Source organism: Mesorhizobium sp. M8A.F.Ca.ET.208.01.1.1, assembly GCF_004791315.1.
Lineage (GTDB): Bacteria > Pseudomonadota > Alphaproteobacteria > Rhizobiales > Rhizobiaceae > Mesorhizobium.
The window spans coordinates 1,237,666-1,249,763 of sequence record NZ_SRUT01000001.1; the positions used below are offsets into that span (position 1 = coordinate 1,237,666).

Annotated in this window: 11 protein-coding genes; 6 read left to right on the forward strand and 5 right to left on the reverse strand. The window is 62.8% G+C overall.

Annotated elements, in window-relative coordinates; all coding sequences use genetic code 11:
- Positions 1-9: 9 nt before the first annotated feature.
- The 4 genes from EN851_RS06210 to EN851_RS06225 are packed head-to-tail and all read left to right on the forward strand — an operon-like array spanning position 10 to position 3,510.
- A complete protein-coding gene (locus tag EN851_RS06210) occupies positions 10-897 on the forward strand; it encodes an ABC transporter permease (RefSeq protein WP_135928777.1) in 888 nt (295 codons plus the stop codon).
- 2 nt (positions 898-899) lie between these two features.
- Positions 900-1,685, forward strand: a complete 786-nt coding sequence (locus tag EN851_RS06215; protein ID WP_135928778.1) for an ABC transporter permease — start codon at positions 900-902, stop codon at positions 1,683-1,685.
- A complete protein-coding gene (locus tag EN851_RS06220; RefSeq protein ID WP_135928779.1) occupies positions 1,682-2,746 on the forward strand; it encodes an ABC transporter ATP-binding protein in 1,065 nt (354 codons plus the stop codon). The genes EN851_RS06215 and EN851_RS06220 overlap by 4 nt, the downstream gene beginning before the upstream one ends.
- A gap of 2 nt (positions 2,747-2,748) precedes the next feature.
- Positions 2,749-3,510: an MBL fold metallo-hydrolase gene (locus EN851_RS06225; RefSeq protein WP_135928780.1), complete on the forward strand. Its 762-nt coding sequence runs from the start codon at positions 2,749-2,751 to the stop codon at positions 3,508-3,510.
- 9 nt (positions 3,511-3,519) lie between these two features.
- Here EN851_RS06225 and EN851_RS06230 read toward each other — a convergent pair whose 3' ends face one another.
- The 3 genes from EN851_RS06230 to EN851_RS06240 all read right to left on the reverse strand — a co-directional run bounded on the left by EN851_RS06230 (position 3,520) and on the right by EN851_RS06240 (position 6,803).
- The gene (locus tag EN851_RS06230; RefSeq protein ID WP_127280421.1) at positions 3,520-4,215 is read right to left on the reverse strand and encodes a TetR/AcrR family transcriptional regulator; all 696 of its coding nucleotides are present in this window, start codon (positions 4,213-4,215) and stop codon (positions 3,520-3,522) included.
- Positions 4,216-4,243: 28 nt separating this feature from the next.
- A complete protein-coding gene (locus tag EN851_RS06235; protein WP_127869397.1) occupies positions 4,244-5,671 on the reverse strand; it encodes an amidase in 1,428 nt (475 codons plus the stop codon).
- A gap of 97 nt (positions 5,672-5,768) precedes the next feature.
- The gene (locus EN851_RS06240; RefSeq protein WP_127281143.1) at positions 5,769-6,803 is read right to left on the reverse strand and encodes an extracellular solute-binding protein; all 1,035 of its coding nucleotides are present in this window, start codon (positions 6,801-6,803) and stop codon (positions 5,769-5,771) included.
- Between the two features lie 1,025 nt (positions 6,804-7,828).
- Here EN851_RS06240 and EN851_RS06250 point away from each other — a divergent pair.
- Both EN851_RS06250 and EN851_RS06255 read left to right on the forward strand, forming a co-directional pair.
- Positions 7,829-8,602, forward strand: a complete 774-nt coding sequence (locus EN851_RS06250) for an NAD kinase (RefSeq protein WP_127869400.1) — start codon at positions 7,829-7,831, stop codon at positions 8,600-8,602.
- Positions 8,603-8,794: 192 nt separating this feature from the next.
- Positions 8,795-10,372 carry a DEAD/DEAH box helicase gene (locus EN851_RS06255; protein ID WP_189521772.1) on the forward strand — a complete coding sequence of 526 codons (1,578 nt, stop codon included), beginning with the start codon at positions 8,795-8,797 and terminating at the stop codon, positions 10,370-10,372.
- 155 nt (positions 10,373-10,527) lie between these two features.
- Here EN851_RS06255 and EN851_RS06260 read toward each other — a convergent pair whose 3' ends face one another.
- Positions 10,528-11,133 carry a hypothetical protein gene (locus EN851_RS06260; protein WP_135864240.1) on the reverse strand — a complete coding sequence of 202 codons (606 nt, stop codon included), beginning with the start codon at positions 11,131-11,133 and terminating at the stop codon, positions 10,528-10,530.
- Between the two features lie 238 nt (positions 11,134-11,371).
- A complete protein-coding gene (locus EN851_RS06265) occupies positions 11,372-12,022 on the reverse strand; it encodes an OmpA family protein (RefSeq protein ID WP_015318025.1) in 651 nt (216 codons plus the stop codon).
- Between the last annotated feature and the right edge of the window lie 76 nt (positions 12,023-12,098).

Genomic DNA, 12,098 nt, shown 5'->3' on the forward strand with positions numbered 1-12,098 from the left:
CCGCGGCTCATGAACTCTGCGGGAAACAGCGGCCGTGCCCTGCCCCGGGCGGGCCGTGCCCTGCACCGGGCGGGCCGCGCCCTGCCCTGGGCGCTGGTCACGCCGGCACTTGGCTGGACGCTGCTGTTCTTCGTGCTGCCGTTCGTGGCCATGGGGTTTTCGAGCCTCACGTCGCATGAGAACGGCGGCTTCACGCTTGCCAACTACAGTCAGTTCTTCAGCAATCCCTCCTACTGGCAGGCGATGGTGAACTCGCTGCAGGTCACCGCAACCGTCACCGTGGTCTCCGTGCTGCTCGCCTATCCCTTCGCCTGGATCCTGGCCGAACAGGTGCCGGAGCGCTGGCAGCGGCTGGCGCTGATGCTGGCCGTGCTGCCGTTCTGGACCTCCTATGTCGTGCGCTCCTATTCGTGGCTGCTGGTGCTGGCGCAGAACGGCGTCATCAACCGCGCGTTGACCGGTTCTGGCCTGATCAGCGAGCCGCTTCAGCTCGCCGATACGCGCTTGGCCACCGTCACCGGCTTCGTGCATTTCTTCGTCATGCTTTTGACGCTGACCATCTTCGCCAATCTGAAGCAGCTCAGCCCGAGCTACCGCAAGGCCGCCGCCGATCTCGGCGCCGGGCCGGTGCGCACCTTCCTGCATGTCATCCTGCCGCTGACCTTGCCGGGCATCATGGTGGGCGCGTTCCTCACCTTCGTGCTGTGCATCGGCGACTACATCACACCGCAAATCCTCGGCGGCAACAACGAGCTTCTGATGCCGCAGTTGGTGATGATGCAGATCGGCCGTCGCGGCGACTTTCCGCTGGCCTCGGCGCTGTCGATCATCCTGATGGCGGTCGTCACCATTGCCTACCTCGCCTGCGCCCGCTGGCTGAAGATCGAGCGGGTCTGAGCATGCACAGGATTGTCCGCATCGCTTCCAGGATTTATGCGCTTGCCGTCTACGGCTTCATCTTCCTGCCGGTCATCGTGCTGGTGCTGTTCTCGCTGCAGTCGACCTCCTTCCCGATTCCGCCGTTCACCGGCCCGTCGCTGCGCTGGTACGAGGCTGTTCTCTCGGATACGCGGCTGACGTCGGCACTGGTCAATTCGCTGTTGGTCGCTATGCTTTCCTCGGCCGTCGCCGTCACGCTCGGCTTCCTTTCGGCCTGGGGTTTCGCGCGTTTCGTGCTGCCCGGCTCGGGTCTGCTGCGCGGGCTGATCACACTGCCGTTGACGGTGAGCTACCTCATCATCGGCATGGGGCTTTTGGTGCTGTTCAACTGGGCCGGCGTGCCGAAGTCGCTGCTTGCCGCCGGCATCGGCCATGTCGTGATCAACCTGCCGCTGTGCTTTGCCATCATCTACAGCCAGATGGGCGACCACCAGATCAACATCGAGCGCGCCGCACGCGATCTTGGCGCGCCTGAATGGAAGGTGCTGCTGCTGATCAGCGTGCCGGTGATGGCGCCGGCCATTTTCGCCGGCTTCTTCCTGTCGATGACCTTCTCCTGGGATGAGTTCGTTATCTCCTTCCTGCTCACCCGCTTCGACACCACGCTGCCGGTGGAAATCTGGAACCTGCTGCGCTCCGGCCTCAACCCCAAGACCAACGCCGTCGGGTCGCTGGTCTTTGCCGTCTCGATCGTGCTGGTGGTGTTGTTCGAACTGACCTTGCTGCGGCGGAGAAAGCTGGCATGAACGCGCCCCTGGTCGATATCCGCGACGTCTCGCACCGCTTCGGCCAACATCCCGTGCTGAAAAACGTCTCGCTGACGATCGATTCCGGCAGCTATACGATCCTGCTCGGACCATCCGGTTCCGGCAAGACGACGCTGCTCTCCATTCTCGGCGGGTTCGTCAACCCCAGCGAAGGCAAGGTTCTCATCCGCGGCCAGGACTGTACCTACGTGCCGCCGGCCAAGCGCCCGACGACGACGGTCTTCCAGGATTATGCGCTGTTCCCGCATATGAGCGTCGGCGGCAATGTCGGCTTCGGCCTGCGCATGCAGGGGGTCGACGGCGCGACGCGGGCGGCAAAAGCACACGAAGCCCTGGCGCTGGTGGGGCTGGCCGCCGCCTTCGACAAGAAGCCGCACCAGCTTTCCGGCGGCCAGCGCCAGCGCGTCGCGCTGGCACGCGCGCTGGTCATCGAGCCGGCAGTGCTCCTGCTCGATGAGCCGCTCGGCGCGCTCGACCTCAAACTGCGCCGCCAGATGCAGGACGAATTGAAGGCGATCCAGAAGCGCGTCGGCACCGCCTTCATTCATGTCACCCACGACCAGGAAGAAGCGATGGCGCTGGCCGACCATTGCGTGGTGATGAATGATGGCCGCATCGAGGACGAAGGCCCGCCCGAGCGCGTCTATGCCAGGCCGGCGACCCGCTTTTCCGCGACCTTCATGGGCGAGAGCACGATCCTCGCCGGCACGGTCGTGGAGACCGGGGACCGGACGAGCACCGTCGCGACGCCGGTCGGACCGGTGTTGCTGCCCAGTGCGTTGCCGTTGGGGTCGGCGGCCGCATTGGCCATACGGCCTGAGCACCTCGTGCTGGGCACGACTTCGGGTGGCACGAAGCTCGGCAAGGCGGACGTGAGCGACGTCGTCTTCCAGGGCAGTTTCAAGCGCATGCTTGCGACGTCCGTCGAAGAACCCTCCTTGCAGTTCATCGCCAAGCTGCCCGCTACCGCCACTGTCCGGCCGGGCGACACGGTGGCGATTTCGTGCGATACCGACCAGATCATCCTGCTGGCGGATTGAACATGGGCATGCTCGCGGTCATCGACGCACCGGACTGGTACGAGACGATGCGCATGGCCGACGGCATCACGCTGATCCACGAGCCCTGGATCAAGCCGTTCTTCCGCTGCAACATGTGGCATGTGCGTGGCCGCGACCGCGATCTCCTGTTCGACAGTGGTCTCGGCCATTTCAGCCTGCGCACCCATGTGCCCCTGGTGAGCGAGCGCAAGCTGACCTGCGTCGCCAGCCACACGCATTTCGACCATATCGGCTGCCACCATGAATTCCCCGATCGCTGCGTGCATGGGGCTGAAGCGGCAATCCTGGCCGATCCGCGCAACGAATGGACCGCTGCAGGTACCTATGCGACCGACGACATGTTCGAGCGCCAGCCAAAAGGCTGGGAAACAGCACGCTACCGCATCCAGCCCGCGCCGGCCGGCCGTCTGCTCGCGCATGGCGACATCATCGATCTCGGCGACCGCGCCTTCGAGGTCGTCCACACGCCAGGCCATTCGCCCGGCGGCATTGCGCTGTACGAGAAGAAGACCGGCATCCTGCTGTCCGGCGACATCATCTATGACGGCCCGCTGATCGATGATGTCTACCACTCGGATATTTCCGACTACATGGCGACACTGCTCGCCATGCGCGATCTCGACGTCTCAGTCGTGCATGGCGGCCATTTCCCGAGCTTCGGCAAGGTGCGCTACCTCCAGTTGATCGACGAATACCTGGCGCGGAAGCGGCAGGCCGGCTGCCATCTGCGGCAGAGCCCTTGAGGGGCGAGTTTACCGCAGCAAGTCAAAATGCCGTGGAAAGGCCTGGTGCAGCAACAGCAGCATGGTCTTGCGCAGCACGTCGGTGTCGCGGCCGGACGGGTTGAGGTGATCCCAGTACCATGCTCCGTGAACGAGGTAATTCAGGCTCTCCGACAGCGTGTGGATGTCGACGCCGCCGTAACCCCCGTCGCGCGCAATCTCGACCAGCAGTTCCCGCGCTTCGGCGGTGTAGGCGAGATCGCTGGGCAGGCCGATTTCATTGTAAATCTGCATGCTCTTGCGGTCGCTGGAGAACACGACAAAGACCGACACCCATTTCGGATGCTGCCGGGCAAAGCGTTGCGCGCAGTCTACTGCTCCCAGCAGCCTTTCGACCGGCGTCAGGCCGGGCGCCCGCACCAGGGCGAGCCACAGCGCGTCATATTGATCGCTGAGATACTGAAGCACTGCCCTGAACAAATTCTCCTTGCTGCGGAAGTGAAAGACCACCAGGGCGTTGGACGAGCCGACATGCTCGGCGATGCGCTGCATGGTGACGCTCGCCAGCCCCTCCTCAGCGATGAGCTCGATTGTGGCGTCGAGAATGCGCTGCACGCTGGCTTCGCCGCGCTCGCGCCGGCGGTCCTTGGGCGCGGCGTCATTGGCCGAAGCCCTGCCCTTGGCTGTCGCGACCGTGCGCTTTGCCGTCGCTTTGCGTTGCACCATCTTCGTCAATTTCCCTTGCATCGCCAGATCAAAGCGATGGGCGCGTCCCGGCGCTTGTGTACCATTGCCCCTGTGCCGTTTCATAGGCCATCGCGGCCCGGAAGACATCGGCATCGCTATAGGTGCGGCCGACGATCTGGAAGCCCGTCGGCACGCCGCTTGCCGCCCGCCCCGACGGCATGGAAAGCACCGGACAGCGGCTCATCATGTTGAACGGCGTCGTCATCACCCAGCCCAGCGAAGGGTTCACCTCTCTACCGTTGATCTCGACGGTTCCCGTGGTCTGGTCGAACTCCGCCGGCACCGCGGGAAGCGCGTTCGTCGGGCAGATCAGCACATTGTAGGTCTCCAGCAGCGGACCCAGCGTCTGATACATCCGTGCTGCCACATCCAGTGTCGCGACGAAGTCGGTGGCCTTGGATTTTTGCCCATCCTCGGCAAACCGCCTGGCATAGCTGGTCATGTCGCTGCCGTGCTCGGCAAGCAGTTGCGACAGCGAAGCGCCGAAAAGATGCTCCAGATAGGCCATTCCTGCCTTGAGCACCCCGTCATCCCAGCCGAGATCGACTTCCTCGACCGTTGCCCCAAGCGAGCGGAACACGTCGCAGGCGGCAAGCATGTTGCCGCGGACGTCGGCGTCGACCTCGAAAGAGCCCAGGTCCATCGAGAAGGCAATCTTCCAGCCCTTGATCGGCTGGTAATCGAGCGGCAGCCGCAGCTTCGGGCGAAGCGTGGCGATGTCGAGTGGACTCGGCCCCGCCATGACATTCTGCAGCAGGATCGCATCCCGGACGTTCCGGGCCAGCGGCCCGGTGTGGCAATAGAAATCGAGGTTGAAGGGCGGCTCGTCCGGGTTGCGCCCATAAGGCGGCTTGTAGCCGACGAGACCGCAGGCCGACGCCGGAATACGGATCGATCCGGCAATGTCGGAGCCGGTGGCGATCGACGACGTGCCCGAAGCCAGCGTTGCCGCCGAACCTCCCGACGAGCCACCTGGCGTGAAGTCGCGGTTCCAGGGGTTGCGGGTGACGCCCCACCGCTTCGACCAGGTATAACCGGCGCAGCTGAATTCGGGCGTAGCCGTGCGCGCATGGACGATGCCACCGGCCTTGATGATGCGCTCGTTCATCGTCGAGGTGTGGCCGCTTATGGCATCCCTGGACAGCAGCGAGCCATGCGACGTCGGCTTGCCCTTGATATAGCTCTCGTCCTTGATGCCGATCGGCAGGCCCTCGAGCGCGCCGGTCCTGGCGCCCTTGGCGTATCTCGCCTCCGCTTTCGCGGCCAGCTTCATCGCCTCCTCGAAATGCGTGAAGGTGAAGCAGTTGATCGCCGATTTGGTGGCCTCGGCGCGGCGGATGGTGGCCTGCATCAGTTCGACGGGCGAGAGTTTCCTCGCCTTGAACAGCCGCAACGCCTCGCTGGCGGGCATGTAGCAAAGGTCGAGATCGGACATAGAAAATCTCCCGCGATCACCTGATCGCACCTGGCATGAAGGTGGCCGGACCGCGCATCGCGGCCCGGTGGCTCTTTGTTGGGTTTGGCTGGTGGCGCTACTTCTGGAGGTCGGTCCAGATTTTCGTGTAAAGCGCCTGCACATCCGGCGGGCAGGCCGGCATGAACTGGCCCTTGGCGGCGAATTCCGCCGGAATATTCACCTCAGGCGCGTTCTTCATATCGTCGGGCATGAAGGCGTCCGAGCCCTTGATCCCGTTCGAATAGCGGGCGAAAGCCGAAATCATCGCGGCGTTCTTCGGGTCCATGATGAAATTCTGGAAGAGCTTGGCATTGTCGACGTTCTTGGCGTCCTTGAGAACGGCGACATTGTCCATCCAGATCGGAAAGCCTTCCTTGGGGTAGCCATAGACGATCTTGTCGTTCTGCAGCCGTTCGCGCAGCGATATGCCATTCCAGTTGACGCCGGCGGCGATATCGCCCCTGCCCAGGCCATCGACCGCCGCATAGTCGAGCGAAAGCCATTTCGCCTTCGCCTCGACCAGCTTGTCGTGCACCTTCTTCAGCACCTGCATGTCGTTGGTGCAGTACTGGCCGCCTTCATAGGCGATGGCGAGGAACATGATGTCCCCCATTTCGGGCACGACATTGATCTTGCCGACGAGCTCGGCCGGCGGGTCGAGGAACAGCGCCGACGTGTTGGGGTCCCCGGCATAGACCGACTTGTTCACCGAAATGCCTGTCGTTCCCCACTGCCAGGGAACGGTGTATTTGCGGCCCGGATCAAAAGGAACGTCGACCCACCTGGGATCGACATTCCTGAAATTCTCCATTGCGTTGGGATCGGTTTCCAGCAGCAGGCCTTCGCTGATCCAGATCGGCACGACGCTGGCCGAGGGCACGACGATGTCATAGCCGGAAGCACCCTGGCGGACCTTGGCCAACGCGGTGTCGTTGGAGTCGTAGTCGGTCACGGTGACCTTGATCTTGTAGGTCTCCTCGAACTTCTTGATGAGGTCCGGGCTGGTGTAATTGCCCCAATTATAGATGTTGAGTTCGCCATCGGCGCGGGCAACGCCGGTTACGGCGAACAGCGACAGCCCGACGGCAGCCGCGGTCAGTTTCCAGTTCATGCGAGTTGCTCCCATTGTTGGGACCGGCGGCGGCGTCGCCTCGGGTCCATTCCTGCTGACGAAAGAAAGCCGTATCCGCCGACCGCAACCTCAAGGGTCTGGCGGAACCATCGGCGCACAGCACCTCGACGCACCGGACCTTGCCGGATGACTGCCAAGACATTCCCCTTTGTTTCGTAGCCCGCATACCGGCTGGCCAACTCTGTTTTCGTTACAAGCGATAATTATAACTAAACGTACAGTCAATATCTTTGTGACGACTTGGCCAGATAGTACATTTTGCGGCAGCGCCAACGTGCAGGTGATGGTGGACGCGACGCCGGCGGAGGTACGAGGCGAACAATGGGGTACAGCAGCGCCGATCACCCAGCGGGGCGGCCGGGGAGCGAAATAAACCGGTCTTGCGCCAGCCGGTGATCTGCCACCTCAGGATAACGGCGCGTGCCTGTCGAGCTCGGCGATACCCGGATGGTGCCGATCGGTCAGCGTATCTGGCGACCTACAGCGCCCTTTGCGGGCAAGGCATTCCGGCGGCATCACCGCAGCGTGACGCCGTGGGGACCGGTCTGGCGCTCATTTGTTCCGACTGGCGCACCAGCTCGGCGAAGACAAGCGCGAAACTTCCCAACATGACAAAGACGATGATCAGGCGTGCTACCGGCAATATGTCGGCCTCGTCTGGCTGGCGCATGTCCCGCTGGCATTAGGATCCGCGGGATCATGCACACAAATCTAACGTGCCGCAGCGTCCTTTGCGTCCCGAAGGATAAGGCGGTGCTGCGGGCGCCCCACGCCACCCATGCCGGCTAACATGATCGATCCGGCTTTACGAGACCTTAAGCCCGGCCTTAACCATCACATTCGATCGCGCCACGACATCAACCGCGACCGCCCCGTGCGGCGGCGCTGCCGCGCGTCGCTGCGCGAACTGGCGGAGTGTCTCTTTGCAGACCCGCCCGCCCATGCTACCCCGGCGCTGGCGCGGCCAGTACCTGCCGGCGCCAATCGGTCGCGATCGGGAAGCCATGAGCACAGCCGCCAACAGCATCGCTTTCGTCTCGTCCGACACAACGGACGCCAAGGCGGCGCTGGAGAGCCTGTCGGCGCGCTACGGCCAATGTTCTGTCGCCGAAGCGACTGTCGTGGTGGCGCTGGGCGGTGACGGCTTCCTGCTGCAGACCTTGCGCGAAACGATGGGTACGGGAAAGAAAGTCTACGGCATGAACCGTGGCACGATCGGCTTCCTGATGAATGAGTATCGGTCCGGCGGGCTCACCGAGCGCATCGCGGCCGCGGTCGCCGAAACGATCCGCCCGCTGGAGATGCTGGCAACCACCTCGGACGGCGAACACGTCACGGCGGTGGCGATCAACGAAGTTGCGCTGTGGCGCCAATCCTATCAGACGGCCAAGATCCGCATCAGCGTCGATGACCAGGTACGGCTGGAGGAATTGAGCTGCGACGGCGTCATGATCGCGACGCCGGCCGGATCGACCGCTTACAATCTTTCCGCGCACGGCCCGATCCTGCCGCTCGATGCGCCACTTCTGGCTCTCACGCCGGTCAGCCCGTTTCGTCCGCGACGCTGGCGCGGCGCATTGCTTTCCAACAAGGCGAGCGTGCGCTTCGACATTCTGGAGCCGGAAAAGCGGCCGGTGAACGCTGCCGCCGACCACACGGAGGTCAAGGCGGTCACCTCGGTTACGGTGCGGGAATCGCCGACGGCCACCGCGACTTTGCTGTTCGATCCCAATCACTCCTGGAACGAGCGCATCCTGGCCGAACAGTTCCGTTACTGAGCCGGCACACAGACAAGCGGCCGGATTAAGCATCGCGATTAAGGTTACAACTTCACAATCGCGCCAACCCTGCCCGTTTCTGTTGACAAATCGCGGGCTTGCGCCTAATCGCAATACCAATCTTGCAGGCGCGTGGCGCTTGCCGCGACGAATGACGTTGCGCTTCCCCGAACCAGCCAAAGACAGCAACACTTGTCCTCAGACACGACGATCGCTCAAGAAGCGTTGACCTTTTCAGACCTCGGCCTGTCGCCGAAGGTGCTTTCCGCAGTCACCGATGCCGGCTATACCCAGCCGACCCCGATCCAGGCTGGTGCGATCCCGCACGCCTTGCTCGGCAAGGACGTGCTGGGTATTGCCCAGACCGGCACCGGCAAGACCGCCTCCTTCGTGCTGCCGATGCTGACCCGGCTGGAAAAGGGCCGCGCCCGCGCCCGCATGCCGCGCACGCTGATCCTCGAGCCGACGCGTGAGCTTGCCGCGCAGGTCGAAGAAAACTTCGTCAAATACGGCAAGAACCACAAGCTCAACATCGCGCTGCTGATCGGCGGCGTGTCGTTCGACGAGCAGGACAAGAAACTGGAGCGCGGCGCCGATGTGCTGATCGCGACGCCGGGTCGTTTGCTCGACCACCGCGAGCGCGGCAAATTGCTGCTCAACGGCGTCGAGATCCTCGTCATCGACGAGGCCGACCGCATGCTCGACATGGGCTTCATTCCCGACATCGAACGCATCTGCGAGATGATCCCGTTCACTCGCCAGACGCTGTTCTTCTCGGCGACCATGCCGCCCGAGATCACCAAGCTGACGGAAAAATTCCTGCATGCGCCGGTGCGCGTCGAGGTCTCCAAGGCGGCGTCGGCGGCCACCAACATCATCCAGCGGCTGGTCAAATCGGGCTCCAAGCCTTGGGACAAGCGCGAAACGCTGCGCAACCTGATCAAGGCCGAGGATGCGGAGCTGAAGAACGCAATCATCTTCTGCAATCGCAAGATCGAGGTATCGGAGCTGTTCCGCTCGCTGCTGAAATATGATTTCGACGCCGGCGCACTGCATGGCGACATGGACCAGCGCGCCCGCATGCAGATGCTGGCCAATTTCCGTGACGGCAAGCTGCGCTATCTCGTCGCCTCGGATGTCGCCGCGCGCGGCCTCGACATTCCCGACGTCAGCCATGTCTTCAACTACGACGTGCCTATCCATGCCGAGGACTATGTCCACCGCATCGGCCGCACCGGCCGCGCCGGGCGCTCAGGCAAGTCCTTCACCATCGCGACCAAGTCCGACACCAAATATATCGACGCCATCGAGCGGCTGATCGGCAACAAGATCGAGTGGCATGACGGCGACCTGTCGACAGTGGTTGCCAGCGAAGGCGAGGACGATGCTCCGCGCCGTGGCAAAGGCGCGCCGCGCCGCGCCGGCCGCAAGGACGAGGACCGCAACGACAGGGGCGCGCGCAACAAGGGCAGCGAGCGTCGCGGCAGACGCAGCGAGGAAGATGCCGCGACCGCGGTTGCTCAACCGCAGCCGGATGTGGCCGAGACGGCCGATATTGTCGAGCGGCGCGCGCGCAAGGATGCGATCCGCTCGGAAAACACCGAGCGCAAATCGTCCGACCGCAATGAGCCGCGCGCACCTGAGCGCGGTGACACCAGGCCGCAGCGCAGCAACAGCCGCCCTGCCCGCCACCATCAGGAAGACAATGACACCACCGTCGGCTTCGGCGACGACATGCCGGCCTTCATGCGCATCGTCGCCAAGGTTTGATCCCAACCAGCAAGCCGCCTAGCCGGCTTGCCTTCCTTTTCGCCCTGCAGCCAAGAGAATCGAGGAAAAGCCGCATGGTGCTTTCCCGTCGTGAATTGCTTGGAAACGAAGCTTTGGGGGGCCAGCGATTCTTTTGGACGCTGGTCCGCTCCAGGTCACATCGGTCCGGGCATCATCTTGGTCGGTTTCTCCAGCATCGGAAACTCGGCCTTGTTGCATTTCACCTTCGGATTCGTCGGGCTGAACATGCCGTTCGGATTGTCGTCGAGCCAGGCGTGAAGATCGTAGTGGACGAACTCCCTTGGAATAAGCGGATAGTGTCCCTCCATCGGACCCATGAAGGTTTGGCCAAACAGCTTCGGCGGCGCCTTGATGTCCGGGGTTAGCGGCACCAGCCATTCCACGCCGACCAGCTTCAGGCCTTTCTTGGTCGGCTCATAGATCAGGACGTTGGGCTTCATCGGGTCGAGTTTCTGGCCGACGCTCGGGACGTTGACGAAATGGATGCCCATGGCGCCCTTCGGATAGTCCATGGAGCCAGGTATCTTTTCGCCGCTGTAGTAGACGCAGCCGACGGTCGACAGATAGAGATCGCGGACGGCGGCGGTGTAGTCCTGATATTTGACAAGCGATTTCTTCAAGGCCTCGATGTCGGCCTTGTTGGCGTCCTCGGCATGAGCCGCAGCGAGGCCCAACCAGGCACCTACAACACTTGTCAAAGCGAGGACGCCGTAGCGTCCAAGGCTGATTGTTCTTGTCATGCATTCCTCCCAGATTTCATGATCTGGCCGTGCAAGACCGAGGCGGAAAGTGCTGATTTCGCGGCCAGTTGTACCGCCTCATCCCCTCTGGAACAGCATCGATGCTATTCCTTTCCATGACCGCGGGAAAGCTATTATTTAGAATTGGCTAATTTTCCAGTACCACACTGAAGGGGGTCGAGTCCGCGCAACAAAAAACGGCCCCATGTGGGGCCGCTTCGCATTTCTTGCCGAACAATTAGGTGAGCGGCGAAAGCTGGATCTCGACGCGTCGGTTCTGGGCCCGGCCTTCGGCCGTGGCATTGGAGGCGACGGGCCGCGTCTTGCCGAAACCGGTGACGGCGAAGCGACGCTGATCGACGCCTTGACCGGACAGGTAGTTGGCGACCGCCAGTGCGCGGCGCTGCGACAGATCGAAATTGTGCTGGTCGCCACCGGTCGAATCGGTGTGGCCGAAAACATCGACCGTGGTCTGCTTGAACTTCTTCAGCACCAGGGCGACGGAATTAAGCACCTGGTAGAAGCCGGGCTTCACCGCGTCCTGGTCGGTGTTGAAGGTGATATCCGACGGCATGTTGAGGATGATCTGGTCGCCGCTGCGGGTAACGCTGACGCCGGTGCCTTCGAGCTGCCGGCGCAGTTCCGCCTCATTCTGGTCCATAGTGGCGCCGATCGCACCGCCGGCCAGCGCGCCGATGCCGGCGCCGATCAGCGCATTGCGGCGATCATTGCCGCCGGCAAGCAGACCAAGGCTGGCGCCTGCAAGAGCGCCAAGACCGGCGCCCGCGGCGGTGTTGGAAATCTTCTGGTCGCCTGTATACGGATCGGTGGTGGTGCAGGCAGTCACGAGCAGAGCCGTCGCCATAACGACGAGCACGGTCTTTTTCATAGAATGGTCCCTCTCCAAGTCACGCCTTACGATGGCGCCAAATCAGCCCTTGGCGCGACTTGTACCATGAAATGCG